This is a genomic window from Kushneria marisflavi, from assembly GCF_002157205.1.
Lineage (GTDB): Bacteria > Pseudomonadota > Gammaproteobacteria > Pseudomonadales > Halomonadaceae > Kushneria > Kushneria marisflavi.
This window is the reverse complement of sequence record NZ_CP021358.1, coordinates 1,376,385-1,402,665: the sequence shown is the minus strand read 5'-3', so window position 1 is coordinate 1,402,665 and position 26,281 is coordinate 1,376,385. Positions and strand designations below refer to the sequence as shown.

Annotated in this window: 25 protein-coding genes and 1 CRISPR repeat array; of the genes, 18 read left to right on the top strand and 7 right to left on the bottom strand. The window is 61.6% G+C overall.

All coding sequences use genetic code 11. The annotated features are described in order from the left end of the window. Positions 1-169 precede the first annotated feature (169 nt). The 9 genes from cas3 to lysC all read left to right on the top strand — a co-directional run bounded on the left by cas3 (position 170) and on the right by lysC (position 12,214). Complete coding sequence (gene cas3 / locus B9H00_RS06495) at positions 170-2,860, top strand: CRISPR-associated helicase Cas3' (RefSeq protein ID WP_169713428.1); 2,691 nt, start codon at positions 170-172, stop codon at positions 2,858-2,860. Between the two features lie 303 nt (positions 2,861-3,163). Further along, positions 3,164-4,870, top strand: a complete 1,707-nt coding sequence (casA, locus tag B9H00_RS06490) for a type I-E CRISPR-associated protein Cse1/CasA (protein WP_211329643.1) — start codon at positions 3,164-3,166, stop codon at positions 4,868-4,870. Next, on the top strand, positions 4,867-5,556 hold the full coding sequence (casB, locus tag B9H00_RS06485) for a type I-E CRISPR-associated protein Cse2/CasB (protein ID WP_086899970.1): 690 nt from the start codon (positions 4,867-4,869) through the stop codon (positions 5,554-5,556). Before casA ends, casB begins: the two co-directional genes overlap by 4 nt. 68 nt (positions 5,557-5,624) lie before the next feature. After that, a complete protein-coding gene (gene cas7e, locus B9H00_RS06480) occupies positions 5,625-6,719 on the top strand; it encodes a type I-E CRISPR-associated protein Cas7/Cse4/CasC (protein ID WP_086899969.1) in 1,095 nt (364 codons plus the stop codon). Positions 6,720-6,730: 11 nt separating this feature from the next. Further along, on the top strand, positions 6,731-7,513 hold the full coding sequence (gene cas5e / locus B9H00_RS06475) for a type I-E CRISPR-associated protein Cas5/CasD (RefSeq protein ID WP_086899968.1): 783 nt from the start codon (positions 6,731-6,733) through the stop codon (positions 7,511-7,513). Continuing rightward, positions 7,513-8,211 (top strand): type I-E CRISPR-associated protein Cas6/Cse3/CasE, encoded by a 699-nt coding sequence (gene cas6e, locus B9H00_RS06470; protein ID WP_086899967.1) that lies wholly within the window; start codon positions 7,513-7,515, stop codon positions 8,209-8,211. Before cas5e ends, cas6e begins: the two co-directional genes overlap by 1 nt. A 3-nt stretch (positions 8,212-8,214) precedes the next feature. After that, complete coding sequence (gene cas1e, locus B9H00_RS06465; RefSeq protein ID WP_086899966.1) at positions 8,215-9,135, top strand: type I-E CRISPR-associated endonuclease Cas1e; 921 nt, start codon at positions 8,215-8,217, stop codon at positions 9,133-9,135. 1 nt (position 9,136) lies between these two features. Further along, the gene (gene cas2e, locus B9H00_RS06460; protein WP_086899965.1) at positions 9,137-9,433 is read left to right on the top strand and encodes a type I-E CRISPR-associated endoribonuclease Cas2e; all 297 of its coding nucleotides are present in this window, start codon (positions 9,137-9,139) and stop codon (positions 9,431-9,433) included. 110 nt (positions 9,434-9,543) lie between these two features. After that, positions 9,544-12,014: a CRISPR direct-repeat array (repeat unit 29 nt; unit sequence CCGTTCCCCGCAGGCGCGGGGATAAACCG). Between the two features lie 74 nt (positions 12,015-12,088). Next, positions 12,089-12,214 (top strand): Rz1-like lysis system protein LysC, encoded by a 126-nt coding sequence (gene lysC / locus B9H00_RS17195; RefSeq protein WP_218919320.1) that lies wholly within the window; start codon positions 12,089-12,091, stop codon positions 12,212-12,214. 292 nt (positions 12,215-12,506) lie between these two features. Here the strand turns inward: lysC and B9H00_RS06455 are convergent, their stop codons facing one another. Both B9H00_RS06455 and B9H00_RS06450 read right to left on the bottom strand, forming a co-directional pair. Further along, on the bottom strand, positions 12,507-12,722 hold the full coding sequence (locus B9H00_RS06455; protein WP_169713427.1) for a hypothetical protein: 216 nt from the start codon (positions 12,720-12,722) through the stop codon (positions 12,507-12,509). A 115-nt stretch (positions 12,723-12,837) separates the two neighbouring features. Next, positions 12,838-13,479: a YoaK family protein gene (locus tag B9H00_RS06450; protein ID WP_157663193.1), complete on the bottom strand. Its 642-nt coding sequence runs from the start codon at positions 13,477-13,479 to the stop codon at positions 12,838-12,840. Between the two features lie 203 nt (positions 13,480-13,682). Between B9H00_RS06450 and B9H00_RS06445 the strand changes: the two genes are divergently transcribed. The 6 genes from B9H00_RS06445 (at position 13,683) to B9H00_RS06420 (ending at position 18,623) form a co-directional block, all read left to right on the top strand. Continuing rightward, positions 13,683-14,162 carry an OsmC family protein gene (locus B9H00_RS06445; RefSeq protein ID WP_086899962.1) on the top strand — a complete coding sequence of 160 codons (480 nt, stop codon included), beginning with the start codon at positions 13,683-13,685 and terminating at the stop codon, positions 14,160-14,162. Next, on the top strand, positions 14,155-14,652 hold the full coding sequence (locus B9H00_RS06440; protein ID WP_086899961.1) for a GNAT family N-acetyltransferase: 498 nt from the start codon (positions 14,155-14,157) through the stop codon (positions 14,650-14,652). Before B9H00_RS06445 ends, B9H00_RS06440 begins: the two co-directional genes overlap by 8 nt. A 203-nt stretch (positions 14,653-14,855) precedes the next feature. Further along, a complete protein-coding gene (rhtA, locus tag B9H00_RS06435; RefSeq protein ID WP_236944374.1) occupies positions 14,856-15,728 on the top strand; it encodes a threonine/homoserine exporter RhtA in 873 nt (290 codons plus the stop codon). Positions 15,729-15,929: 201 nt separating this feature from the next. Beyond that, positions 15,930-17,171, top strand: coding sequence for an NAD(P)/FAD-dependent oxidoreductase (locus B9H00_RS06430; protein ID WP_086899959.1), 1,242 nt, complete (start codon positions 15,930-15,932; stop codon positions 17,169-17,171). Between the two features lie 125 nt (positions 17,172-17,296). Beyond that, entirely contained in the window at positions 17,297-18,172 is an 876-nt protein-coding gene (locus tag B9H00_RS06425) for a DUF808 domain-containing protein (RefSeq protein ID WP_211329657.1), read from the top strand. Positions 18,173-18,269: 97 nt separating this feature from the next. Continuing rightward, the gene (locus B9H00_RS06420; RefSeq protein ID WP_086899957.1) at positions 18,270-18,623 is read left to right on the top strand and encodes a thioredoxin family protein; all 354 of its coding nucleotides are present in this window, start codon (positions 18,270-18,272) and stop codon (positions 18,621-18,623) included. Between the two features lie 319 nt (positions 18,624-18,942). Here the strand turns inward: B9H00_RS06420 and B9H00_RS06415 are convergent, their stop codons facing one another. Beyond that, complete coding sequence (locus tag B9H00_RS06415) at positions 18,943-20,445, bottom strand: helix-turn-helix transcriptional regulator (RefSeq protein WP_086899956.1); 1,503 nt, start codon at positions 20,443-20,445, stop codon at positions 18,943-18,945. A gap of 140 nt (positions 20,446-20,585) precedes the next feature. On the opposite strand from B9H00_RS06415, the gene B9H00_RS06410 reads away from it, so the two are divergent. Then, entirely contained in the window at positions 20,586-21,200 is a 615-nt protein-coding gene (locus tag B9H00_RS06410; RefSeq protein WP_086899955.1) for a cyclodeaminase/cyclohydrolase family protein, read from the top strand. Here the strand turns inward: B9H00_RS06410 and B9H00_RS06405 are convergent, their stop codons facing one another. From B9H00_RS06405 to B9H00_RS06390, 4 genes are all read right to left on the bottom strand, one after another. After that, on the bottom strand, positions 21,201-22,604 hold the full coding sequence (locus B9H00_RS06405; RefSeq protein WP_086901740.1) for a PepSY-associated TM helix domain-containing protein: 1,404 nt from the start codon (positions 22,602-22,604) through the stop codon (positions 21,201-21,203). Positions 22,605-22,706: 102 nt separating this feature from the next. Then, a complete protein-coding gene (locus B9H00_RS06400) occupies positions 22,707-23,141 on the bottom strand; it encodes a DUF2946 domain-containing protein (RefSeq protein ID WP_086899954.1) in 435 nt (144 codons plus the stop codon). A gap of 186 nt (positions 23,142-23,327) precedes the next feature. Next, positions 23,328-23,630 carry a hypothetical protein gene (locus B9H00_RS06395; RefSeq protein WP_147376580.1) on the bottom strand — a complete coding sequence of 101 codons (303 nt, stop codon included), beginning with the start codon at positions 23,628-23,630 and terminating at the stop codon, positions 23,328-23,330. A gap of 129 nt (positions 23,631-23,759) precedes the next feature. Continuing rightward, the gene (locus B9H00_RS06390; RefSeq protein ID WP_086899952.1) at positions 23,760-24,848 is read right to left on the bottom strand and encodes an Lnb N-terminal periplasmic domain-containing protein; all 1,089 of its coding nucleotides are present in this window, start codon (positions 24,846-24,848) and stop codon (positions 23,760-23,762) included. Positions 24,849-24,975: 127 nt separating this feature from the next. Here B9H00_RS06390 and B9H00_RS06385 point away from each other — a divergent pair, with 127 nt between their 5' ends. Then, positions 24,976-25,446 carry a DUF2243 domain-containing protein gene (locus B9H00_RS06385; RefSeq protein ID WP_086899951.1) on the top strand — a complete coding sequence of 157 codons (471 nt, stop codon included), beginning with the start codon at positions 24,976-24,978 and terminating at the stop codon, positions 25,444-25,446. 16 nt (positions 25,447-25,462) lie between these two features. Next, a complete protein-coding gene (locus B9H00_RS06380) occupies positions 25,463-26,266 on the top strand; it encodes a cytochrome c oxidase assembly protein (protein ID WP_236944373.1) in 804 nt (267 codons plus the stop codon). Positions 26,267-26,281 lie beyond the last annotated feature (15 nt).

Here is a 26,281-nt window from a genome sequence, read left to right as displayed (position 1 = left end):
ATGTCTACAGACATGATTATTGATTTTTGTTTTCTTTAGACATTAATGGGTCGGGTTTTTATCACACCAAAAATCGTCTCGATTTAATCCCCATTTGATATAGGTATTAGTGAAAAATGTTAAATAATTATTTAATGTTGTCGCCGGGGATAATTAAAAGAGAGATGTGATGGCTGATGACCCATCTGTTGCCTTGCTCTATCACCGCTATGCCGGCAAGGCGTTGCCTGGTGCGCATAGGGAGAAATGTCATCTACTGGCCTGGCACAGTCTGGATGTGGCCGCGGTCGGCTGGCAGTTGCTCGCGCCTGAGCGCCCCCTGATGACACAGCTGGCCGCGCGGCTGGGCATTGAACCCGAACCGCTGCGACGGCTGCTGGCGTTTCTATTGGGTCTTCACGATCTGGGCAAGTTCTCCCGTGCCTTTCAGGAAGTGCTGAAACTTACGCTCGACGACATGGCCCCACCGCAGGGCAGGCCCTATCAGCAGCGCCATGATCGTCTGGGCGTGCTGCTCTGGGATGAATGCTGGAACATCTGGCGCAAGGAGGGTGTGCTGCGCTGGCCAGACGGCGCGCAGGCGCCGGCCAGAAAGCTGTTGGTGCCGATGGATAGTCTGATGGCCCCGTTTTTTGGTCACCACGGCCGCCCCGTGGCAACCGGTCAGCTGACGTTGTCGGACTTTTTCGTCGACGACGGTGAGCTTGATGACGCGACCGCTGCACGGGATTTCGTGGCCGACTGGGCGGCGCTGATCGAACCCTGCTGGCCGGTCGACAAACTGCTGGACGAAGCGTGGCTGGCGCGTTTCAAGACGTTGAGCTGGACGATCGCCGGCTGGGCGACGCTCAGTGACTGGCTGGGCTCGCATCGGGATTATTTTCCGTACTGCCAGCAGGCCATGGCACTTGCCGACTACTGGCCGCGAGCGCTTGAGCAGGCCGGGGTGGTACTGAAGGCCACCGGGTTCGCTCAGCCCCCCGAACCGATTCCCTACGCGGGGCTTGCCCAGTGGTTTGCAGACAGGGTGACGCCGACCCCGCTGCAGCAGAAGGCGGCAGACCTGCCGCTTCAGGCCGGGCCGCAGCTGTTTATCCTTGAAGACGTGACCGGGGCAGGCAAGACCGAAGCCGCCTGCATTCTGGCCCAGCGGTTGCTCGCCGATGGTCACGGCGAAGGGCTTTACTTCGCGCTGCCCACCATGGCCACCTCCAACGCCATGTATACCCGGTTGGGCGATCTTCACCATCGCTTTTACAGCAGTGTCTCAAGACCCTCGCTGGTGCTCGCCCACGGCGCGCGCGAACTCAACGAGGCGTTCGAACGCTCCGTCATGGCAGAGCAGCGGGAAAGCGACGACTACGCCACGATGGATGTCAGCGCCTCGACCCAGTGCAGCCGCTGGCTGGCGGACTCCAACAAAAAGGCGCTTCTGGCCGACGTCGGCGTGGGCACCATCGACCAGGCGCTGATGGGTGGCCTGCCATTTCGTCATCAGTCGCTGCGCCTGCTGGGTCTGGCGCGCAAGGTGCTGATCATTGACGAAGTCCATGCCTTCGATCACTACATGCAGACCCTGCTGCATCAACTGCTGGCCCACCACGCCCGACAGGGCGGCAGCGCCATTTTGCTGACGGCCACGCTCCCACGCGCCATGCGCGAGGCGCTGACGGGTGCGTGGCGCCATGGCCTGGGAGTTGATGCCAGCCCGCTTGAAGCACACGACTACCCCCTGCTGACCCACTGTGGAGCGCGTGCTACCCACGAGGTACCCGTCGAGACGCGCTCGGAAGTGGCGCGCAGTGTGGCCATCGACTGGCTTGAAAGCGAAGAGGAGGCGATCGAGCGCGTACTGGCTGCGGTAGAGGCGGGCGAGTGCATCGTCTGGGTACGTAATACCGTCGATGACGCCATTCGTGCTTTTCAACAGCTGCGCGAGCGACACCCTGATCCCGAGCGCTGCCTGCTCTTTCACGCCCGGTTTGCGATGGTGGATCGCCAGCGGATTGAATCCGAGGTCATTCGCCGCTTCGGTAAGGGTTCCATGTCGTCACTCAGGCGCGGCCAGGTCATTGTCACTACTCAGGTTTTCCAGGAATCCCTGGACTGCGATGCTGACCGGATGGTCAGCGATATTGCGCCCATTGATCTTCTGATTCAGCGCGCCGGGCGGCTTCAGCGTCATCAGCGCGGTGAACGCCTCGCGCCCGTACTGCAGGTACTGGCGCCCGCGTGGCGCGATACTCCCGGTGCCGACTGGCTGAGTCAGGCGCACCGCGGCACCCAGGCGGTCTACAAGGACACCTCGCTGATCTGGCTGACCCAGCGCGTGCTGCGCCAGCGGGGTGCCATCACCATGCCGGATGAAGCGCGCACCTTGATCGAGGGCGTTTATGCCGCATCAACGGATGATCTCCCCGAAGCGTTCGATCAGGCGCACTTCGAGCGCACCGGCATGGATAAATATGCGGCCTCGATGGCGACCCACAACGCGCTGAACCTGGAAGACGGCTACCAGCTCAATGGCGATTTCGACCCGTGGCAGGAGGAGCGCGAAATGGGCACCCGGCTTGGCGACGAGCAAAGCGTCGAGGTCGTGCTGCTCAAGCGCCGTGACGATGCACTGGGGCTCTGGGTCGACGATCACCGCCATGCCGACCGCTTGAGTCGATGTCGACTGAGAGCAAGCCAGGCCAGAAAACTGGCGCCACTGCCGGAGCGCCATGCCGAGCAGTGGGAAGCGCTACAGCAGCGACATCGCGGGCTGCGCTTCGTGCAGCCCTGGCTGCCGGAGGCGGACGGCACCTGTGGTTACGACGAGCAGTGGGGGGTGAGTTTTGAAAAAGAAAATCCCCGCTGACGCGGGGAACGGTTGGCACTGTGTACCTATGACGGTTCATCCCCTATTGAAGAGGAACAACGTAATCATAACATCATGACCAACAAACCGCTTTAATTGTCATGTTTACATATGACTTGTTTTTATTTGGTGCTGCTTTTAAGCTAATTGGCATATTCAGCTTGAGGGCATGCCAATGCGTAACTGGGTTCAAGATCTTTTCTGGGAAGTCGGTCAGTGGGATTGGACAGGAATATTCTTGAAATTTGCGGGTGGCGCATGCGTGCAGCTGTTCAGAATATTTTTTTCGAAAAAGGGAAATAAATGAAGCTGAACCTTCTGACATCGAACTGGTTGCCCTTTCGGCATCGCGATGGCCGGATCGACTATCGGCCACCCTCGGCGCTTGCTGACCCTGACGTACTCGACCTGGCACTTCCCCGCGCCGACTTTCAGGGCGCCGCCTGGCAGTTTTTGATCGCGCTGCTGCAGACGGCCATGACGCCAAAAAATACCGACGCGTGGCTGGACCGCTACCAGACACCGCCCGGCGTGGCCGAACTCGATGAGCTTCTGGCCCCCTTTGCCTCGGCCTTTGAACTCGACGGCGACGGCCCACGCTTCATGCAGGACCTGGACCCGCTGGACGACGTCAAGGACGCCCCGGTTGCGGGCCTTTTGATTGACTCCCCCGGTGCCAACGGCATCAAGAACAATACCGATTTCTTCGTCAAGCGTGGCCGGGTTGACACGGCGTGCCCCGAGTGCGCGGCGCTGGCGCTCTATACCATGCAGATCAACGCCCCGGCCGGGGGCGCCGGTATTCGCGTGGGCCTGCGCGGCGGCGGGCCACTGACCACGCTGATTTTGCCGGAAGACGAGAGCCAACCGCTATGGGCGCGGCTCTGGCCCAACGTGATGCCGGCTGATGCCGTCGGCCAGCCGGGGCAGGCCTGGCGCGCCCCTGGGGTTGAGGATCGTGATCTGTTCTTCTGGATGGGTGATACCCGAATCAGCGACAAAAAGGGCACCGAAGTGCTGCCCGAGCAGGTCCATCCGCTCCATGCCTTCTGGTCGATGCCCCGGCGCTATCGGCTGCTGTTCGATGAGACGCCGGGGTGCTGCGATCTCTGCGGCCGCGAGGCGGACCGCCCGGTGCGCCATCTGCGCGCAAAAAAGCAGGGGGCCAACTATGACGGCCCCTGGCGGCACCCGCTCACTCCCTATCGCCGCCTCAACCCCAAAAAGCTCGAGGAACTGCCGCTTTCCAGCAAGGGCCAGCCTGGTGGGCTGGGCTATCGCCACTGGCCGGGGCTGGTGCTTGAAGATGAAGCCATCAGCGGCGCGCTGCCCGCTCGGGTGGTCACTCACCACCTGCAAAAGTATCGCCAGGTAAAGGCGGCGCGCGACGATGGAGAAGCGTTTGACGCGCTGTACAGGCATGCCCGGCTCTGGGTGTTCGGCTATGACATGGACAACATGAAGCCGCGCGGCTGGTACAGCGTGGAGATGCCGCTGGTGGGTGTACCCAAGGCGCATCAGGAGACGCTGCGCGGCTGGGTCAAACGCTTCGTTGATCTGGCATCGGAGATCAGTTGGACGCTGCGCAACCAGCTCAAGCGTGCCTGGTTCAAGCGTCCGGAGGATGCCAAAGGCGACATGAGCCAGATCGACGCCCAGTTTTTTGAGGCGACCCAGCCGGCATTTTTTACCGCGCTGCGCGAGATAGGCGGGGTGCTGCGCGAAGACGAAGAGGCCCCCACGCTGTCACCCGAGATTCACCGCCAGTGGTATGGGGCGCTCAAGCGTGAAGCGCTGGCGCTGTTTGACGCTCAGGCGATCAGCGGCCCGCTGGAAGGCATGAAGATGCAGCAGCTGGAGCGCATTACCGGCGCGCGACGCTATCTGCTGACGTATCTGAACGGCAGCGGCAAGAAGGTCGGCAAGACGATGCAGGCGTTTGCCGAGGCGGGCGGTTTCAAGTTGAAAACGCCGGCCTCTGAAGATCATCGGGAGGAGAGCCCGGCATGAGCGAAGCAGAACAACACGCGGCGCAGGAAGTGGCAGATGAGACCGCAGCCTCGGTAGAGCGCTATCTATATGCCCTTGATAAGCGAGAGGCATTTGAGTTGCGCCTGTGGTGGCGGCGGTTGGTCCTGAATGAACAGGAACTCAAGCGTCACACCAGGCAGCGGCCTTACCCGCGTGGCGTGCGTGCCGCGCTGCGCCGCTGCGACACCATCGAGTCTGTACTTCTGACCGAGGCCTTTCGCCATCTCTGGTCGGCGCTTGAATCGCGGGCATGGCAGGAGGCGCCAGCCGACGACCCCAGGAAACAACGTGAACACCGCATCGAGACCTGGGCGGCCATCGCTGCCGTCGCGAGCGAGCTGCGCGCTGAGACGTTCGATGCCCCGCTGGGCAAACGGCTGGGCGAGAAGCGACCCGATACCGGCGATACCCCGCGCATGAGTGATCTGCGCTTTCAGCAGCTGCTCGACTGCCATACCTCGCAGGAGCTGATTCGGCGCTTTCGCCGCGCGCTCAAACTGGCGGATAACGCCGGCGTCAGCGTGGTTCGCCTGGCCGATATGGTCGCGCTATGGGATCGCGAGCAGCGCGGCCAGTACAACGCCAGGGCCACCCGGCGCTTCGCCTTCGTCATGAGTGATGCCTACTTCCAGGCTCGCGCACTGAAACCGGGCGTGGGCGACTGAAGGGCGATCATCACTTATCAACAGCCAGTTTTCGGCATTCGCCACATTTTTTATTCAGGGAACCCATCATGAGCCACTTTATTCAGCTTCATCTGTTGACCTCCTACCCGCCTTCCAATCTCAACCGCGACGACCTGGGCCGTCCCAAGACGGCGTTCATGGGCGGCGCCCGGCGGCTGCGCGTCTCTTCGCAAAGCCTCAAACGCCACTGGCGCACCTCCGAGCTGTTCGAGTCGGCGGTCGACGGTCACAGGGGCACGCGCACCAAACGCCTGGGCAAGCAGATATATGACCGCATGACAAACGCCGGCGCCGACCCGAAGGTCGCCGGTAACAGCGCGGAGAAGATCGCCGGGGTTTTCGGCAAGCTGCGCAAGGTAGAGAAGGGCGAAAAGCACGAGTATGAGATCGAGCAGCTGGTCCACGTCGGCCCGGAGGAGTTGACTGCGCTCGAAGCTCTGGCCGATACGCTGGTTACGGAGAAGCGCGAGCCGACCGAGGATGAACTCAAGCATTTGTTGGCCCGGCGGCCCACCGCGGTCGATGTGGCGCTGTTCGGGCGCATGCTCGCTGCCGCGCCGAGCTACAACGTCGAAGCCGCCTGCCAGGTGGCCCATGCCATCACCGTCCATGCCGCCGAGGTCGAGGACGACTACTTCACCGCGGTCGATGATCTCAACAGCGGTGACGAGGATCGTGGCGCGGCACACATAGGCGAAGCAGGCTTCGCCGCCGGGCTGTTCTATCTCTATATCTGCATCGACCGCGATCTGCTCATCGACAACCTGCAGGGCAAGGTGGAACTGGCCGACCGTGCCATTGCCGCGCTGGTGGAGTCCGCCATCAGAATCTCGCCAAAGGGCAAGCAGAACAGCTTCGGTTCGCGTGCCCATGCCAGCTACGTACTGGCCGAGAAGGGCGATCAGCAGCCGCGCTCGCTGTCGGCCTCTTTCCTGCAGCCGGTCATGGGCGAGGGCCATGGCGTCGAGGCGATCAAAAAGCTGGAAACCCAGGCTCAGGCCTTCGATGATGCCTACGGCCCCGGCGCGGACCGGCGTTTCATCCTTTCGGCCACGCCGGAGTATGAAAAGACGGCCCTCAAGGGTGATGTTCCATGGGGCAACCTTGAGCAGCTGCTGACCTTTCTCAAGGGCGTCGACTAAGCGGAGGCGATATGCCACACCATCTGGTTTTTCGTCTTTATGCGCCCATGGCGAGCTGGGGCGAGGCCGCCGTGGGCGAAACGCGGCCGACGGCCACCTACCCGGGCCGTAGCGCCATTCTGGGGCTGATCGGGGCGGCGCTTGGCATCAAACGCGACAATGATGGCGGCCAGCACTGTCTGCGCGAGGGGCTGCAGGTCGCGGTCAAACAGCGCTCGCCGGGGCTTTTGCTGCGTGACTATCACACCGTGCAGGTGCCGTCGTCACAGTCGAAGGTAACCCACCGCACCCGCCGCGAGGAGCTGTCGGTGCCCAAAGAGGCGCTTAACACCATTCTCTCGTCAAGAGACTATCGCTGCGACGGTCTGTGGAGCGTGGCGGTGCGCCTCACCGTGAACGCCGCCTGGTCACTGGAGGAACTCAAGAGCGCGCTGGAAAGACCCCGCTTTCCGCTCTATCTCGGCCGTAAGGCGTGCCCACTGGCCGCGCCACTGGTGCCGACCGTGGTCGAGGCCGATCATTGGCGTCAGGCGCTGGATCACCGTTTTGAAAGCGCGCTGGACCCGGAGCGCACCTGGCTGGCGCTGGTGGGCAATGAGAAGAAGGATACGCACCTGCTGCGCCTGCCCGACGAAATACTGTACGCCTGGGAAGGCGATGCCGACGCACTTGATGGCGGTGCTGAAGCCTTCGAGTCCAGTGAGGTCTGGGACGAGCCGCTGCACCGGCGTCGCTGGCAGTTCGGCCCTCGCCTGGAACACCGGCGCACCGAGACAGTGAAAGGAGAGCGCTAATGTATCTTTCAAGCGTCCGGCTGGATCTTAACACCCTCACCCGCGCCGAACTGTTCGACGTGCTGGAAGGCGGTGCCTATACCGCTCACCAACTGCTCTGGCGGCTGTTTCCCGGCGTGCCCAGCGGCAAGCGGCCGTTCATCTTCCGTCAGGAAATGGAAGAAGACGCCAATGGCAAAAGCGCCGGGCTACCCCGCTTCTACGTAGGGTCCGATCGCCCGCCCGAGCCCATGGAAGGCTTTGAGATACAGTGCAAGCCGTTTGCCCCTCGGCTTGCCAGTGGCGAACGGCTGGCCTTTCGTTTGCGCGCCAACCCGACCGTTGCCAAACCCGCAGGGACGGGCCGCCGCTCTCAGCGTGCCGATGTACTGATGGATGCGCGCTATCCCTTTCCCAAAGGGGAGCGCACAAGCCAGACCTGCGTCGAGGCGATGGACGCGGCGGCGCGCCACTGGCTCGACAGCCGCGCTAAAGATTGTGGCTTCACGCTACCTGTCGCGCCGGAGGTGGGCGCCTATCGCCAGCACGCGCTGAGCAAAAAAGAGGGCGGCCAGCCCATTCGCTATTCCAGCGTGGATTACGAAGGCCTGCTGGAGGTGGTTGATCCTGAGCGCCTCGGCCAGGTCCTGCAATACGGCATTGGCCGTGCCAGGGCGTTTGGCTGCGGCATGCTGCTGCTGCGCCGCGTACCGGAGTGATCGATGAGCTTCATTCCCCTCAAGCCCATTCCGCTCAAGGACCGCATGTCGATGATCTTCGTCGGCATGGGCCAGATTGATGTGCGCGACGGCGCTTTCGTGGTCGTCGACGAAGTCAACGGCGAGCGCATGCATATCCCCGTGGGCTCGGTGGCCTGCCTGCTGCTCGAACCCGGTACGCGGGTTTCTCACGCGGCGGTCAGGCTGGCCGCCACGGTGGGAACGCTTTTGATCTGGGTGGGTGATGCCGGGGTGAGGCTCTACAGCGCCGGGCAGCCGGGTGGGGCGCGCTCGGATAAACTGCTCTATCAGGCGCAGCTGGCACTGGATGAAAGCCTGCGCCTCAAGGTCGTACGCAAGATGTTTGAGCTGCGCTTTGGCGAAGAACCGCCTTCCCGGCGCAGCGTCGATCAGCTACGCGGCATCGAAGGTGCCCGAGTGCGCAAGACCTACCAGATGCTCGCCAAACAGCACGGCCTGAAATGGCAGGGGCGGCGCTACGACCCGAAGCAGTGGGACGCCTCGGACGTGGCCAACCAGTGTCTGTCAGCCGCCACGGCATGCCTGTACGGGATTACTGAAGCGGCGATTCTGGCTGCGGGCTACGCGCCGGCCATCGGCTTTCTGCATACCGGCAAGCCGCTGAGTTTCGTCTACGACATGGCCGATATCGTCAAATTTGAAACCGTGGTCCCGGCAGCGTTTCGCATCGCCGCCAAAAACCCTTCCATGCCGGAACGCGAAGTGCGCATCGCCTGCCGCGATGCCTTCAAGCAGACCCGGCTACTCCAGCGCATCATTCCCATGATCGAAGAGGTGCTGGCAGCGGGCGAAATCGAACCACCGCCACCCCCGGCCGATGCCGTGCCGCCCGCCATCCCCGAGCCTGAATCGATCGGCGATAGCGGCCACAGGAGTCGATGACATGGCGATGCTGGTGGTGGTAACAGAAGCCGTCCCCCCACGGTTGCGTGGCCGGCTGGCGATCTGGCTGCTGGAAATTCGCGCCGGTGTCTATGTGGGCGATGTCAGCAAGCGGATTCGCGAAATGATCTGGGAACAGATCGAGGTGCTGGCCGAGGAGGGCGGCAATGTTGCCATGGCCTGGGCCAGCAACCATGAATCCGGCTTCGAGTTTCAGACCTTTGGCGACAACCGTCGTATCCCCATCGACCATGACGGACTGCGTCTGGTGCGCTTTTTGCCGCCTATGGATAAGTAGCTGTTTTCAAAGCTCTTTAATAAAAAAGCGTTGTGCAAAAAATGATCAAAATCGCCGGTGGATTTTCTGCTGGCGATTTTTGTTATTGAAAACAGACGACTACAATTAGTCCGTTCCCCGCAGGCGCGGGGATAAACCGCGTGCCCTGATAGGCGATCCCGGCTGTGCCGGCCCGTTCCCCGCAGGCGCGGGGATAAACCGCGGTTTTTGTAGTTGACAGAATCCCAGTTTCCCCGTTCCCCGCAGGCGCGGGGATAAACCGGCCACCGATTGGGCGCTTCAGCAACTTGATGCCCGTTCCCCGCAGGCGCGGGGATAAACCGGCATTGAGTCAATGGCGTTTGCCAGCGCTTCGCCGTTCCCCGCAGGCGCGGGGATAAACCGGCTGCCGAATAACACCGGCATGCAACACCACCCCGTTCCCCGCAGGCGCGGGGATAAACCGGCTGCCTGATAGTTGTTCTCGGCTGCCGTTCGCCGTTCCCCGCAGGCGCGGGGATAAACCGTATACCATATTTCTACTGCTGTGTTGCAAAGCCCGTTCCCCGCAGGCGCGGGGATAAACCGACTTGGACCGGCGCACAGAACGCCGACCCGGTCCGTTCCCCGCAGGCGCGGGGATAAACCGTCGGCCCTTCTGAATTGGCTGGGCGTACCGATCCGTTCCCCGCAGGCGCGGGGATAAACCGTCTGGTGGTTCTTCCCCAGCGCGGACAGCGCGCCGTTCCCCGCAGGCGCGGGGATAAACCGGCGTGGCGAAGTGCAGGATTTGTTGATGATCACCGTTCCCCGCAGGCGCGGGGATAAACCGGTCGCCAACTTCCCGGTGGCTGGCAACGTAGGCCGTTCCCCGCAGGCGCGGGGATAAACCGTCCTCGCTGGCCCGCAGTGGCTTGAACCACATCCGTTCCCCGCAGGCGCGGGGATAAACCGAGAAAACCTCAAAGCTCAAGTCTCTGGGCGATCCGTTCCCCGCAGGCGCGGGGATAAACCGCTTCCAGTCTGGCTCTGAGCCATACACTGGCGCCGTTCCCCGCAGGCGCGGGGATAAACCGTAGTAGGGCCCGAACACCTCGGTCATCCTGGGCCGTTCCCCGCAGGCGCGGGGATAAACCGTATGAAATATACATATCTCTTAACTGCATATTCCGTTCCCCGCAGGCGCGGGGATAAACCGCGTTCGTGGACAGCCACGCTTCAAGTGCGCGGCCGTTCCCCGCAGGCGCGGGGATAAACCGTCGACAAAAGGCGTTATAAGGATTTAACCCTTGCCGTTCCCCGCAGGCGCGGGGATAAACCGGCTGCGTTCGTGTTCACTCAGGTCGACCCACGCCGTTCCCCGCAGGCGCGGGGATAAACCGGTACATAAACGACGAAAACGATCCACGCACAACCGTTCCCCGCAGGCGCGGGGATAAACCGATCAGCTCATGTCCGCCAGCCTCGGCCTTGCCCCGTTCCCCGCAGGCGCGGGGATAAACCGGTTTCACCCAGCACCAGCTCCATGTCAGGCACCCGTTCCCCGCAGGCGCGGGGATAAACCGGAATCTCACTGGGTCGTTGTGCGCAACGGTCTCCGTTCCCCGCAGGCGCGGGGATAAACCGGCCTTGCCCGCCACGCTTGATAAGCGGTGTGACCGTTCCCCGCAGGCGCGGGGATAAACCGCCACAAACGCCCCGCGAGTACAGAAACCCCTGCCGTTCCCCGCAGGCGCGGGGATAAACCGCCGGATATCAGCACCGGCCAGAGCCCACTTCGCCGTTCCCCGCAGGCGCGGGGATAAACCGGCCACCCGGGTAGCTGAACAGTGCCAGACGATCCGTTCCCCGCAGGCGCGGGGATAAACCGTCGGTGGCGAGATCACCATCAATGGCATTCAGCCGTTCCCCGCAGGCGCGGGGATAAACCGCGCGCAAACTCCGGGCCGGAAAAACGGGCGCTCCGTTCCCCGCAGGCGCGGGGATAAACCGATGGAACAGCCGCATTGAGATTTGCTTTACAGCCGTTCCCCGCAGGCGCGGGGATAAACCGCCGCAGGACACTCTGGTAGCGATGATGATGGGCCGTTCCCCGCAGGCGCGGGGATAAACCGCCCGAGGAACCACCAGTAGAACCGCCGCCGCCCCGTTCCCCGCAGGCGCGGGGATAAACCGTCGCCATAGATACAATCAAGGCGCATTACAGGCCGTTCCCCGCAGGCGCGGGGATAAACCGACGATCCATGTCATCGAGGTCGAGGGCCAGTCCCGTTCCCCGCAGGCGCGGGGATAAACCGATTACGCCGCGCTGCTGCCTTGCTGGGCAGGTCCGTTCCCCGCAGGCGCGGGGATAAACCGCTCATTTGCTTCTCCGATGGTCTATCTGATAGCCGTTCCCCGCAGGCGCGGGGATAAACCGCTTCCCTACTAATGCAGGAGCTATGTGATGCACCGTTCCCCGCAGGCGCGGGGATAAACCGCTGCCGGTATATATCAGAATGAATTGAGTCCACCGTTCCCCGCAGGCGCGGGAATCAACCGTACAAAGGCACTGACCTCAGCGAGGTCACACCCCGTTCCCTGCAGGTGCGAGGATGAATCGTTATCCGGTGGCGCAGTCACCCCGCCATCACCGACGTCAATGTTTATCGCTAATCAGGGCGCAACGCCGGCGCCCTGAGCACCAGTTATCCGACGATTAACGGAGAACTGCATCGGCAGCTCGAACGAGCCAGGGTTGCATGGGCGCAGTGTGTGGCAGAAACCGGTGCGGTGATTGCATGTCATGAGGAGGGAAATTGAAAAGCACGTCCATGTGCAGAGCCCCCATGGTGGCGAGGCTCATCCTTGAATAAGAAATGTCGCATAAATGTTGAGCAATTAACATCGTTTGAAAGAAGAATTAATCCCTGGGAAAGCTCACCGCTCTGCATCAGTATCTGATCAAGGCCTGTGCCCATGCCCTTGAGGATAAGTGTTACTGGAGCGTGTAATGAGAACGTTTGCCGTCCTCCATGGATGCAGGGATTTGCCGGTGATGATCGTCAATTTCCGGGGAAGTGCCAATCGTCAAAGCGCCGTTCAGCGCTGGGCCTTACATCTTCTGTTCGGGATGCACATCGCCCGGGGCGGGGTTGTCGGTTTCAAGGCGGTTAAGCATGTCACAGTGGCTTTTGGCCTCCTGTTCGGAGACATAGATGCCTTCACGTTCGAGGGTATCTTCATCAAAGACGATAAAGCTTTGCTCGGTCTCGGCGGCTGAGGTGGCATCCATTGCATCCTGCGAGGCAGGTTTGTAGGCGTAGGTCATGTCGGTACCCTCCATGGGGGACCTTCTGACTTTAGTTCGGTGTGGTCCATGTTGCTGATGCGCAATGGTCGCGTCTCTTGAGGCCGACAAACGAGCGAACATCGTTCGATGGGCTTCAGGTCGAGTGTCTGGCCCGATGGCGACCTACCAGCGCATTCCACAGCGTGAATACGGCGCCAAGGGCCAGCATGGCAGCGATGACCAGCAGGGCCCGGGCGCCCATATGGGTGTTGAGAGGAATGGCCAGCGCGGCGCCGGCGACCAGGGCGCACCAGCGTAACAGGCCGTCCAGTCCGGCCCGAAAATCGCCCTGTGCAAAGGCCCGACCGGTTCTGATCATCATGCCGGTGAGGAAGGTGACGCCTGACTCGTTGCCGCTGACCTGGTTGAGCACGCCCATGGAGGAGGCAATGAAGAGCACGGTGATAAAGGGATATTCTTCGCCGTGGGCAAAGGGCATGGCCACGCTCATGGACAGGGCGGCAAGGACCAGAATGACCGTGGGCCGCCAGCGCCCGACCCGCATCCCGATCCAGGCCCCCAGCGTGGTGGCACCGAAAAAGGCCGCAATAATGGCCGCCAGCGGGGCGATGCCGGCCCAGTCCCCCTCGCCGATATGTCGCCCAATGTGAGAACTGTTGCCGGTCATGTAGACCGCCAGCAGATCACGGCTGTGCAGGTAAATGAGCGCATCCGTCGCACCCGCGACCATGAAAAGCAGTGCAAAGGCCGGGAAGGGGATCTTTCTGTCCAGCATGGGCGTCCCTGAAAATGATGTTGACGGTCGTGAGTGTAGTGCGTTTATCCATGGGGGTGCCGTCACCGGTTTGACTTTCATCATGATGGTGAGCCGCCATCTGAAGTGTGGTGGGTACTGTGACCGGGCCGCCCGGATATGATCGACGCTAGCGCTCAAAATGGCGATGATAAGCCCTTACTCATGAGCGCGGAGCCGATGACATGGCAGGGCAGCAACATCACTATCAGGTCAGGGTGCAGTGGCAGGGCTGTCGGGACACCGGCACGACCGGCTATCGCGACTACGGGCGTGAGCATCAGCTGAGCGCTCCCGGCAAGGCCCCCATTGAGGGGTCTGCCGATCCGGCCTTTCTGGGCAATGCCGATCGCTGGAACCCCGAGGAGCTGTTGGTCGGCTCGCTGTCGGCCTGTCACAAGCTCTGGTATCTGCATCTGTGCGCCGAGGCGGGCGTGGTCGTGCTGGCCTACGATGATCATGTCGACGGCGAGATGGATGCCGCGCTCGGCCGATTTACCAGGGTGACCCTGCGCCCGCACATTACTCTGAGCGCGGACAGCAGCGAATCCCTCGCGCTCGAACTGCACGAGAGGGCCCACGAGAAATGTTTTATCGCCAATTCGGTCAATTTCAGCGTTGAATGCCAGCCGATATTTTCCAGAAAGGGCACCTGTCATGGCTGAACAGATCATCTGGTATCTTGAAATGCGTGACCCGAAGGCTCATCACGCCCGGGCGATGCCCGAAACGCTCGGCGTGGTCGAGTGTGAGATCCCCCAGTTTGAACTGAACCGCTTTCTCTATCGGCTGGTTGGTACGCAGTGGCAGTGGAGCGAAATGCTCGAGGGCGATCAGAACGAGTGGCGTGCGATGGTCGAAAGCGACGCCCATCGCACCTTCGTGGCCTATTATCGCGGCGCCGTGGCTGGCTACTACGAGCTGTATCGCCCTGATGGCGTCAACGTCGAGATTCTCTATTTCGGACTGGTGGAGACGTTTATCGGTATGGGGTTCGGCGCGGGGCTTTTGAGTCATGCCATCGATCAGGCCTGGCGCTGGCCGGGCACCGATCGAGTGTGGCTGCATACCTGTTCGCTGGATCATCCGGCGGCGCTGGAGAACTATCAAAAGCGCGGTTTTGAGATCTATCACGAAGAGGTCGCGCCCTGCTGAGCGTTTTGGGGGCGCCGGGCCTTCAGCGCTGATGTTTGAACATGACCGGTGGCGACGCCTGCATGGCTCGGGGCGACGGACTCGAGCCTTCGATGACGTCCTTCGCCCCTCTAAGGTTTCAGGGCGGTTACCATGAGACGTGATCAATGCGGTGAACGACTGCCGCATTCTGCCTTTTTATGACCTTTTCGGGATGAATGTTAATGCCGTCTGCCGTTCAACGCCTGCTGCCGGTGGCCCTGCTACTGGTCGCCATGAGCTCGATTCAGAGCGGCGCTTCTCTTGCCCAGCAGCTCTTTCCCTTGATAGGTGCCTCCGGGGCCACCTCCGTTCGTCTGTCGCTGGCCGCCATCGTGATGCTGATGGTCTTTCGACCATGGCGTCAGCCGGTGACGCGCCGCGCATGGAAGGCGATCGCTGTTTACGGCCTGGCGATGGGAATGATGAACTTTCTACTTTATCAGGCGCTGGTGACCGTCCCGCTGGGCATTGCCGTGGCGCTTGAATTTACCGGGCCGTTGGCAGTCGCCGTATTTACCTCGCGCCGGCCGCGTGATCTGGCCTGGGTGGCGCTGGCAGTACTGGGACTTGCCATTCTTTTATGGCCGGACAAAAGCCTTGAGCACGGTATCGATCTTCGCGGCGCGCTGTGTGCGCTGGGCGCTGGCGTCTGCTGGGCGCTCTATATTTTGTTCGGGCGTCGTGCCGGCAGTGGTAATGGTACCCAGAGTGCGGCACTGGGCATCACCATTGCGGCGATCGCCATTGTACCGATCGGTGTGATGGAGGCGGGCACTGCACTTCTTTCACCGGTGGTGCTGTCCGTAGGGCTTGTCGTGGGATTACTCTCCACGGCATTGCCCTATACCCTTGAAATGTTTGCACTATCACGCATGCCAACCCACATGTTCGGCACGTTGATGAGCCTGGAACCGGCCCTTGGCGCGCTATCAGGGCTGGTGTTTCTCGGTCAGCAGCTCTCGGTGCTGCAGTGGCTGGCCATCGGCACCATTATTGCCGCCTCGATGGGCACCACACTCACCTCGCGTTCAGCCGAGCCGATTCAGGACAGATAGTTCCCGGCCTTGCTCAACTCGTCTTCATGGCCGGCATGAGGCGCCCTGAGCCTGTCGATATATTGATCAATTTTTAATAAGAGATTATTCATGCAAAGATGTTGATGCTGCGAAAGCAGGGGGCATGATCAGGGCGCGCCATGTGAGCGCTTCTGACACCCTGTTTCAATATCTCATGTATGACACAGCCATGGAGTGATCATGACAGGCAAGGCCCCGGGGGCTCCAGAATTACATCATGATGTGGTCATCATCGGTGCCGGCGCTGCCGGCATTGCCATTGCCCAGGGGCTTCGCCAGCGCAATGCACGCCTTGATATCGCGCTTATCGACCCGGCCTCCGAGCACTATTATCAGCCGGGCTGGACGCTGGTAGGCGGTGGGGTATTCGATGCAGACCAGACCAGGCGGTCGATGGCGGAGGTTTTGCCGGAGGGCGTCGCACATTACCCCTGCCCGGCGGCAGGTATCGACCCGGCTCGATGCCTTGTACGTCTGGAGGATGCCCGCACGCTCGGCTATCGCGCGCTGGTGGTCGTACCGGGGCTTGAGCTTCACTGGGACGCCATCGACGGACTGGCTGGAACGCTGGGAGAGTATGGCGTCACATCCAATTACCGCTTCGATCTGGCGCCCTATACCTGGTCGCTGGTGCAACAATTGCGCCAGGGGCGGGCACTGTTTACCCAGCCGGCCATGCCGATCAAGTGTGCCGGCGCGCCACAAAAGGCGATGTATCTGGCCTGCGATCACTGGCGTCGTCGTGGGGTGCTGGCAGGTATCAATGTGTCCTTTCACAATGCTGGTGGCGCGCTGTTTGGCGTACCGGCCTATATTCCGGCTCTAATGGAACAGGTCGAGCGCTATGGCATCGGCCTTGAATTTCATCAGCAGCTGATGGCTGTGGATGGGCCCAGTCAGCAGGCACACTTTCTGATTCACGATGCTGATGGGGGGCAGCGTGAACATGTCGAGTCCTTTGACATGCTTCATGTCGTGCCTCCGCAGCGCGCCCCGGCGCTGATTCGTGACAGCCTGCTTGCCAACGATGCCGGCTGGCTTGATCTCCACCCCAATACGCTACAGCACCTGCGCTATCCTGCCGTGTTCGGTGCCGGTGACGTTAGCGCGACCCCCAATGCCAAGACGGCGGCGGCCGTACGGGTGCAGGCCCCGATCGTGGCCGACAATGTCGTGGCCTATCTGCAGGGCGAGTCCCTGTCGGCGCGTTATCAGGGCTATGGCGCCTGTCCGCTGACGGTCTCGCGTGGTCGGGTAGTGCTGGCTGAATTCGGATATGGCGGCGAGCTCATGCCGACCCTCCCGGACTGGCTCAACGATGGCCAGCGCGCCACGGCACTGGCCTGGCAGCTCAAGGCGCATGTCATGCCGGTCATCTACTGGCAGATGATGCTCAAGGGACGTGAATGGATGGTGCCATGACATGTATCACTTTCTTTTGATCGGGTGACCCGCGCCCATATGCTCTAAGCTTGCCATGACCATCCCAATGAGGAAGTACCGTGGCTGCCAGCCTGTTGACCCTGCTTGATGATATTGCTGCCCTGATGGATGACGTGTCTGTCATGACCAAGGTGGCGGCCAAAAAAACCACGGGCGTTCTGGGGGATGATCTGGCGCTGAATGCTCAGCAGGTCACCGGCGTGCGCGCCGACCGGGAGCTTCCGATTGTCTGGGCGGTCTGCAAGGGGTCGCTGCTCAACAAGCTGATGCTGGTGCCGGCAGCGCTTTTGATCAGTGCCTTTGCCCCCTGGCTGGTAACGCCGCTGCTCATGCTGGGTGGTGCCTATCTGAGTTATGAGGGCGTAGAAAAGCTGGCCCACGCCTGGCATAAGTACCGCCACCCCGATGCCAAAAAGAAGGACGCTGCACCGACCGAGCGCTCTGCCGAGGAGCAGGCCGCGTTCGAAAAGCAGCGTATCAAGGGGGCCGTTCGCACCGATTTCATTTTGTCGGCAGAAATCATTGCCATCACCCTGGGAACGGTGGCCGAGGCGGCCTTCATGCAGCAGGCCGTGGTGCTGTCGATCATTGCCGTGGCCATGACACTGGGGGTTTATGGGCTGGTGGCCGCCATCGTCAAGCTGGATGATCTGGGGCTTTATCTGAGTCGTCTCGGCAGCGCCATGGTCCAGAAGATAGGGCGGGGCATTCTCTGGGTGGCGCCCTGGCTGATGAAGTTTTTATCCGTCGCCGGGACAGCGGCAATGTTCATGGTGGGCGGCGGTATTCTGACCCATGGCATACCGGTGCTGCATCACGCCATACAGGCGTTGACGCTGGCCGAGGGCGATATCCCCGGTGTAGGCGTCATTTTGCAGCCGATCACCCCAACGCTGATCAACATGCTGGTCGGGCTGGTGCTGGGTGGGGTGATTCTGGGCGCGGTCACACTGGTGAAGAAAATGCGCGGGGCCCAATGAGACGGCCTCATTTGAAACCATACTGTCGCTTTCGGTACGAACATCAATGCATTGGAGCCTGCAGCAGCCAGGGCTCTGCTCAGACAGGAGAGCCTTCATGACCATGCCCGATAGCGTTGTCCCCGAGCGTCTTGAGCTTGATGTCAGTCAGGGGGCGGTCGTGGTGGAATTCGGGACGCCATGGTGTGGCTATTGCCAGGCGGCACAGCCGCTGATCAGACAGGTGATTGATCAGGCGCCCGGGGTGCGCCACGTCCGTGTCGAGGATGGCAAGGGCAAACGGCTGGGGCGAAGCTATCAGGTCAAACTCTGGCCGACGCTGATCTTTTTAAGGGATGGTCAGGAGCGGACACGTTGCGTGCGCCCTGAGTCGCGCCAGATGCTTGAAGCCGCGCTTGAGCATGTTTTGCGGGATGATTCGTCTGCAACCGGGATGGACGACGGTATTTAGAGGGATGACCCGACAGTGTCCTCGTTGACAGCCATGACGTCCTGCCATGGCGCTCATCCCTGAGCTCTGTCGGGTCGACGCGGTCTGCATCCCTGCCGCGTCCTGTCTCCCTTTGGCGGACACCTCTGGTCACCCGAACAGGCGCCGAACATGAGGAATATGAATCCCTTCATCGGTCAGGTCCTTCTGTCCGGGTACCGTCCTGGTACCCCCTCAAGCCATTAAAAATATATCGCTTTTATCACCGGTCCAAATAGATGCAGATGTACGGATATCCCAGGTGCATTTGCAGGACCGGCTGCGTTACTCACACGGGGCGTCATGAACTCTTTTTTGTTTCCGGGGCGACATCCAGCCCCTGTTGACGGGCGATGATGATCGCCTCGCTGCGGCTGTGAACGCCCAGCTTGCGATACAGCGAGGCAATGTAATTGCGCACCGTGCTGTGGGCCAGTGACAGCTCGGTGGCGATGCGCTTGTCCGAGCGCCCCTGACACAGCAGCACCAGCACATCGCGCTCGCGCTGGCTGAGGCTGATGGTCGATGTCATGACCGGTTCTGGCCGGTGGGCATGGCGTACGCTGGCCAGCTTGTCGACCAGCGTGCGCGTGAACCATGACGCATCCTGCATGACGGTATCAATGGCGGCAAAAAGCTCTGCCTCACTGCGCTTGCGCTCGGTAATGTCGACCAGCGTCAACAGCACCCGGTCCTGTTCGTCAACGCTCACCATGGTGGCCGAGATCAGCCAGGTCAGATACTCACCGCCTGGCACGATAACGTTGCTTTCAAGACCGCTGATGGTGTCGCCGGACGCCAGCGCCGAGAGAATGCGGCGACGAACGGCAGCCGGTAGCGGCGCATACTGTGTCAGCGATTCGGTAGCAGTTACTCGGGTGTCATGTCCCAGTGCGCTGTTAAAGGCCTCGTTGACCTCAAGCAGCGACAGGGTGTGATGATCGGCCAGTGCCGTCGGCACCGGTGACAGATGAAACAGCGTTGAAAACTGGGCTTCGCTGCGCCGCAGGGCGTTCTGGGCTCGTCGGATTGGTTCGAGGTCGGTAAAGGTCAGTAGCATGCAGGTCTCGTGATTGACCTCGATCGGCTGGCCGGCAACCACCACGCACCGGCTTATTCCTGTCGATTCGCAGTGCAGGACGGCTTCCATCGGCGTGATCGTCAGGCCTTCCTCGAGTCGACGAAGCGCCTGCTCCCGCTGCTCGGCGCCGGCAAAGACATCCAGTTCGTGGAGGGTCTTTCCCAGCACGTCCCTCTCGCTCAATCCGGTCATGTCCAGAAAGCCCTGATTGGCGCGAATGAAATGCTGATCGTTGAGTCGACAGATCAGGGCCGGCGCCGGATTGATGTTGAATGACTTTTCAAAGCGCTCCTCGGCGCTGGCAAGCTCCGTGATGTCCTCGACAATCAGGGCGGCCACATGCGTACTCGAATCGAGACTCAGGACCCGGCCGCGCGAGCGATGCATCCGCAGCTGATCGGTCTGACCGGGCAACATGATCTCAAACACGACGTTATCGAAGGGCATCCCCGCCAGTAGCTGAACGGCAGGCGGTATCGGATAGTCATGTGGCGTCTTCAAGCGCACCTGAAAGCGCTGACGATACTCATCAATGCTGGCACCCAGCGCATCGACACGCTCGACGTCATGCATCGCCAGCGCCGCCCGATTGGCCCAGCGCAGCGCTCCGTCGTGATCCAGCAGGAGCACGCCCTCTTTCATCTCCTCGATCAGCTGGGACAGCGGCGAGGCGAAAAGGTCATCAAGAGAGGGGAGGTCGGTAATGGCAATCTGATCGGACACGGCGACTCCCGGGTAATGAAAACCTTGATGATGCAACGGTGTCGCCGCGGTGAACAGCGCGCGATTCGTCGATAGGGTCGCTATGCTTGAAGCGGTTCGCCCGACCGGGCGAGCGCGCCATCTCCGGGAGTGCCTTTATCATGACACAGCAGGACGACAGCCTCTGGCAGCATCGACTGAGTGATTTTCGGGATGCCGTAGCGCGAGAGCCTATGCCCGGCTGCGGTGCCACGGCCGTGGTCAGCGCCGATCTGGGGCTGGCACTGGTGCTCAAGGGGCTGAATCTGAGCCAGCAGCACGATGCCAGCGCCTCGCGTCAGGCGCTGATCGAGGAGGGAGAGTCGCTCAAAACGCGTCTGAGTCCGCTGGCCGAGGAGGATGTGGCGGCATTTGAGGCATTCATGGCCGCGGTGGGGCGCGACAGGGAAGATGACGGGCGCACTCGAGCCATTCATGAGGCGGCCGATACCGCCGTCGAAGTGCCCCTGAAGACCGCCCATCTATGTGATGCCGCGCTGGCCCTGGCCCATCAGGCCAGAGACAATATCGAGCGGCAGTTCATGAGCGACGCCATTGCCGGCGCCAGATTGATTCATGCCGCACTGCACGGCGTGCTGCTCAACGTGGAGGCCAACGCCGGTCGGCTTGGCAGTGATGCGGCCCGTGACCGCGCGCTGCATGCCAGGCAGGGACTGGCGCAGCGCGCCGATGCTGTGCTTGCCACCATCACGACCGGCGCACTGCCCCAGGCCTGATCAGCTCATGGCCCAGGCCTGTTTTCGCCGCTGGGTCAGCGCGACCACGCCGTCAATCAGGACCAGCAGGATCAGACTGACACCCAATACCGGCAGGGCCAGCCCCAGTAAAATGGCGGCAATGACCACGGCCAGCGCCGCTGGCCTGGGTGCCCGGAGCAGCGCCTGGATCAGTGTGACGGGTGTCATCGCAGCGCTGGCCCGTGTCGGACGGCGGCGCCACCACATGGCATATCCCAGCACCAGCATCACGACCAGTGCGCTGGCAAAGACTATCAGCACCAGCTGATTGATCCATCCGAACAGCACGCCCATGTGCAGGTCCACCCCCCAACGGGTCAGTTTGGCGGCCAGCGGAAAGGTTTCGAAGCGGGTACGGTCGATCACGGCCAGGGTCGTCGGGTCGATGGCCGCTTCATCGACCTCGGTGGGCCATTCACGACCGATCTCGCGTACCTTCCAGGCATTGCCCGGTCCGGCTGCGGGAATAATTTCGATCCTGCCGGCCTTGAGTCCTTCCTCGCGTGCGGCTGTCAGTACCCGGTCGTAGAGTCGCGGGTCAAAGCCATGATCCATCATGGCCATGTCGTGGCTCGAATGAGCGGCATGTTCGGCGTGTGGGCCCTGTTCGGCGGGCGTAACGCCATCCAGGCTCGTTGAGACCGTGGGCGTCTGCCAGCCGTACATGTGACGCAGCTCACCGATGTTGCCCCCGGCATATTTGGACCAGGTCAGCCCGGTGGCAGAGAAAAACACAAAGCCGATCAGAGCCCACGGCCCGAGCCGGGTATGCCAGCGGCTGGCACGCTGGCCGGCATCTGCCTGGCCGCTGCGCGAGACGCTGCGTCGTCGCTTGAACCAGAGGGCCAGCCCGCCCAGCGCCACGATCCAGAGCCAGGACGCGGCCAGCTCACTGTAGACGCGCCCCGGCTCACCCAGCAGCAGGCTGCGGTGAAACTTGTCGATGACGATTCGAAAGGCCGAGATGCCGCTGGTGCCATAGACCGGCAGGGCGCCACGCACTTCATTGGTGACCGGGTCGACAAAGATCGCCAGATTTTCCCACTGACCCACGCTCGGGTCCGAGAACATGACCCGGGTGGTTTGACCCGGCGCGGGCGCGGGGCGTACCGCCATGGGGGCCTCATCGCGTCCCAGTGCCTGCTGGGCAACGCGAATCTGATCGGCCAGCGGCTGCGGGGTGCCACTGGCGCTGTCGGTATAAAACTGTTCGTGGTAAAGCCAGTGTTCGACCTGAGGGGTCAGGGCATAGAGGATGCCGCTAAGGGCGGCGATCAGCAGAAACGGCCCGACCAGCAGGCCGATGTAAAAATGCAGTCGAGCGATAAAGGCCCAGCCCCATGGCTTTTGACCGCGGGACGCTGAGGGAGTCTGGTCTGTCATGAAATCACCTGTCATGACCATGGGTCTGATCCCATGGCGTGATTCTGATCGGCGCCTGCGGAGCAAGAGACCGATACGTCGAGAACGTGATTTGAAAACGGTTCAGACAAACCGGGGTGGGGCGCGCGACTGCGCGTTGGGAAACCAGGGGGTGCGGGCATGGCCCTGCAGGCGAGCCATTACCGGGGCGTCATGTGGCCCGGCACGGCCGGGCGGCAGCATCAGGGCTGGCTCAAGGATCAGTGGTGTGTGGGCCAGCAGTGAGCAATAGCCACACTGGGCAAGATCTATATGGCCGGCGGGATGGGTTTGCTGATGATGCCCTGCAATGGTCTTGAACGTGTCATGAGCATTCTGCATGGCCATGACATGCCCGGCATGCATCGCGGACGCTGAATCATGCGAGCGGGAAGAGACGTTGCTGGACTCACGCTCATGGGTCAGCGCCAGTGTCTGTGACAGCACCGGGGCCAGAAAAATGACCAGCATGGCGGCCAGCGCCAGCCAGGCAGGTAATGAGCAGCGCAGACGTGTCATGAGCGGGCGGAAGCAACGTCCGGGAGTGGGCGTGTCAGAATCTGTAACCTTACCGTAAACCCGGGCCCTGGAACATCCCGGCGGATGGCTCCCCGCCTGGATGACACTGAAGCATTGACAAGGCAGGGACCGTCAGGAAAGCCGGGCTCCGAGCACTGCCCCGGCCGCCAGGTGGCGTGAGACGATCTAGTCGGCCTGGGCGCTGACCGTCATCGCAGGGCTGTCTGTCGCTGCCTCGTCGTCATTGACGGCCTTCAGGGGCACGGGAATATGTAGTGCCACGGCCCCCGGTTGAGCATCGAAGGGGTCATTGGCGGCGCCAACGATCAGGCGTCGACGTTCAAAGGCCAGATCGCTTCGCCGGCCCAGATAGGTGTCGCAGTCCCGGCAGTGCACGGGGTCCTCGACCGGACGCATATGCCCGGATCTAATCATGATGCGTCGGCTGCCACAGTGAAAACAGCGGACATTGAGCTCTGTGGGCCTCATGAAATACCTCTTTAATTTATTTATCCATGTTATGTGATAACGCCCGCATGCCCTAGCATGAAATTGTCTTTTCATGCTTCAAGCTCAGGTCAATGGACCGTCCATTTCATGCCTTTAATGCTCCAGGCGCTAATGGCCCTGATCATCCGGCGCGTTATCTCCCATGAGATGCCCATCGGGCGCGGGGATACCCGCGCGAATCATGTCGGAGAAAGCGGAATCAGCGTGCTCCCCCTTATCGGCCGCCTGTGCCCGGGAGTTGATGTGCCCACGCGACTTTAGTTCGATAAGGGTACGAGAAGTATCCAGCGCGCCGAGGTCATGAAGATAGCCGGGCAGATACCCCGACAGCAGCAGGCGGTAATCGACGGGCAGGCCCGGGATGATGCGTTTGACCATGTCAAAGACCAGCGTGGTGCAGTTACTGGTCAGGGTGTTGTAGAAGGCTGGCGTGTCGCGTAGCGCCCGGGCTTGATCGAGATAGGCCAGAAAGAGCGCTCTTGCGTCGTCTTCGGGCAGGGCCACGCGATAGAGATAAACGTCTTCATCGCGCACGTTGGAGCGAGTTCGCACAATATCGTGTTCGTCGGCGGCGATCAGCGCCATTTCAAACTGTTTGAAAAAGGCGCCGACGGCGGAAAAGGACTCACCGCGCTGCCGGCGAATCTCGACGGAGAACACCAGCTGCTGGCCGTCGCGAAAGCCGAAGCTCACCAGCGTATGGGCGATGGCCGGTCCCATCCAGTATGAGACGATCAGATCCGTTGAGACCAGTTCGGAAAGACGATAGGTGCGCGTCTCCCAGCGCTCGGTATAGCGCTCCGGCGTCTGCCAGTCGAAGTTGCGCACGTTGTCGATCGTGACCTGGTCGCCATCAATGACGGCCTGTGGCAAGCGTGAGACGTCCGGTGCCCAGTCACGATCGCCCCGGGGCGGGATGCTCTGCCACCAGATCATCAGGGCTACCAGGGCCAGCAGCCATGTCACCATCACGCTTCGGCGTCGCACGATGGGCACCTGCATCATTCCAGACGCCGCGCCAAGCCCCAGAAGCCCCCATGCCGTCATGACCGCCACCACGACGGCAGAAGGCCCTGGTAGCTGATACCACAGAGCCAGCACGCCCCACAGGGTAGCCAGTATCATCAAAAACGCACCGATACTGCGTCCTGTCCAGCGCAGCACCGGGCGCCACCAGCGCGTTATGGGAGAGGGCATGACAGGACTCCGATCATCAGCAGGGGTGAATTTTTTAAACCGGGCATGATGTCGAATCCGCTGTCATGGACCAGGCTTGAGGCAAAGATAACCCATTGCTCAAGTGAGAGCCTGTCAGGAGCCCGCCATGGCTGTTTCGTCTCCCGCTGCACCGGATGTTCGTCGTACCATGATCGCTGCCATATTGCTGGGCATCGGCTTCATGGCGGCCATCGATGAGATCATCTTTCACCAGGTGCTGGCCTGGCACCACTTCATCGATACCGGCTCGTCTGCACTGGCGCTCGCCTCCGATGGGCTTTTGCATACCATGGAGCTGGTGCTCTTTATCGTGGGGGCCTTCATGATGATCGAGCTTCATGGGCGTGCCGCCCAGGCGCCCGGCTACCGCGGCCCCGGTTTTCTACTGGGCATGGGCGGTTTCCAGACCTTTGACGGGATCGTCGATCACAAGATTCTCGGACTTCACCAGGTTCGCTACGTCGAGCATGTCTGGCTATATGACATTGCCTGGATCGGCGCCGGCCTGATCATGCTGGCCATCGGCTGGACGCTTTTAAAACGCGCCCGTCAGGGGAAAGCGATGAGCCAGCATTGATCGAACAGGTATCGCCGTGACCGCTCACGCCACTCAACACGATGCCATGACCATGGGCTCGACCTCCATGGTGGCACTGCTTTTGATCGCGCTGTTGTGGCTGGCCTACATGGCCGGCACAAGGCGCTTGCACCGACAAAAGCCATGGCCCTGGTGGCGAACGCTTTTGTTCACCCTTGGCTGCATGACGCTGGCCGCAGGCTTTGTACCCGCGCTCATGCACGCCGCGCATCAGGACGTTCGATGGCACATGGTGCAACACCTGTTGCTGGGCATGTTTGCCCCACTCGGGCTGGTGTTTGCCGCACCCATGACGCTTTTGCTGCGCAACCTGCCAACCGAAGGCGCTCGCGGACTGGTACGCTTTCTCGGCACCTGGCCGGTGCGTGTGCTGACGCACCCCATCACGGCGGCGCTTCTGGATATCGGCGGCATGTATCTGCTTTATATGACACCGCTGTACGCGCACAGTCTGGTCACGCCCTGGCTTTCAACCTTCCTGCATTTGCACTTCGTGGTCTCGGGCACGCTGTTTACCTGGGCGATTGCCGGTCCCGACCCGGCGCCACACCGACCGGGCTGGCGCATGCGCATGGGGGTACTGTTTGTCGCCATGGCCGCGCACGCAACGCTTGGCAAGCTTCTGTATGCGTTCAACTTTCCCCGCGGCACGGGGGCCGATCCTGAAGAGCTGCATCAGGCAGCGATGTGGATGTACTACTGGGGAGATCTGGCCGAAGCCACGCTGGTCGTGGCCTTGATGCTCGCCTGGCTGCGCCGTCGCAGGCGTCTTTCGGCCTCGGGGGGGGGCGTCGGCTGACCTGCGTCCGGTCTG

Coding starts and splice junctions, on each gene's coding strand:
- B9H00_RS06405 (WP_086901740.1), bottom strand. CDS start 22,604: ATGACAGACCAGACTCCCTCAGCGTCCCGCGGTCAAAAGCCATGGGGC.
- B9H00_RS06430 (WP_086899959.1), top strand. CDS start 15,930: ATGACAGGCAAGGCCCCGGGGGCTCCAGAATTACATCATGATGTGGTC.
- rhtA (WP_236944374.1), top strand. CDS start 14,856: ATGCCGTCTGCCGTTCAACGCCTGCTGCCGGTGGCCCTGCTACTGGTC.
- B9H00_RS06385 (WP_086899951.1), top strand. CDS start 24,976: ATGGCTGTTTCGTCTCCCGCTGCACCGGATGTTCGTCGTACCATGATC.
- B9H00_RS06455 (WP_169713427.1), bottom strand. CDS start 12,722: ATGACCTACGCCTACAAACCTGCCTCGCAGGATGCAATGGATGCCACC.
- B9H00_RS06445 (WP_086899962.1), top strand. CDS start 13,683: ATGGCAGGGCAGCAACATCACTATCAGGTCAGGGTGCAGTGGCAGGGC.
- cas5e (WP_086899968.1), top strand. CDS start 6,731: ATGCCACACCATCTGGTTTTTCGTCTTTATGCGCCCATGGCGAGCTGG.
- casA (WP_211329643.1), top strand. CDS start 3,164: ATGAAGCTGAACCTTCTGACATCGAACTGGTTGCCCTTTCGGCATCGC.
- B9H00_RS06410 (WP_086899955.1), top strand. CDS start 20,586: ATGACACAGCAGGACGACAGCCTCTGGCAGCATCGACTGAGTGATTTT.
- cas3 (WP_169713428.1), top strand. CDS start 170: ATGGCTGATGACCCATCTGTTGCCTTGCTCTATCACCGCTATGCCGGC.
- B9H00_RS06450 (WP_157663193.1), bottom strand. CDS start 13,479: ATGCTGGACAGAAAGATCCCCTTCCCGGCCTTTGCACTGCTTTTCATG.
- cas6e (WP_086899967.1), top strand. CDS start 7,513: ATGTATCTTTCAAGCGTCCGGCTGGATCTTAACACCCTCACCCGCGCC.
- B9H00_RS06420 (WP_086899957.1), top strand. CDS start 18,270: ATGACCATGCCCGATAGCGTTGTCCCCGAGCGTCTTGAGCTTGATGTC.
- casB (WP_086899970.1), top strand. CDS start 4,867: ATGAGCGAAGCAGAACAACACGCGGCGCAGGAAGTGGCAGATGAGACC.
- cas1e (WP_086899966.1), top strand. CDS start 8,215: ATGAGCTTCATTCCCCTCAAGCCCATTCCGCTCAAGGACCGCATGTCG.
- B9H00_RS06390 (WP_086899952.1), bottom strand. CDS start 24,848: ATGCCCTCTCCCATAACGCGCTGGTGGCGCCCGGTGCTGCGCTGGACA.
- B9H00_RS06400 (WP_086899954.1), bottom strand. CDS start 23,141: ATGACACGTCTGCGCTGCTCATTACCTGCCTGGCTGGCGCTGGCCGCC.
- B9H00_RS06440 (WP_086899961.1), top strand. CDS start 14,155: ATGGCTGAACAGATCATCTGGTATCTTGAAATGCGTGACCCGAAGGCT.
- B9H00_RS06395 (WP_147376580.1), bottom strand. CDS start 23,630: ATGAGGCCCACAGAGCTCAATGTCCGCTGTTTTCACTGTGGCAGCCGA.
- cas2e (WP_086899965.1), top strand. CDS start 9,137: ATGGCGATGCTGGTGGTGGTAACAGAAGCCGTCCCCCCACGGTTGCGT.
- cas7e (WP_086899969.1), top strand. CDS start 5,625: ATGAGCCACTTTATTCAGCTTCATCTGTTGACCTCCTACCCGCCTTCC.
- B9H00_RS06425 (WP_211329657.1), top strand. CDS start 17,297: ATGGATGACGTGTCTGTCATGACCAAGGTGGCGGCCAAAAAAACCACG.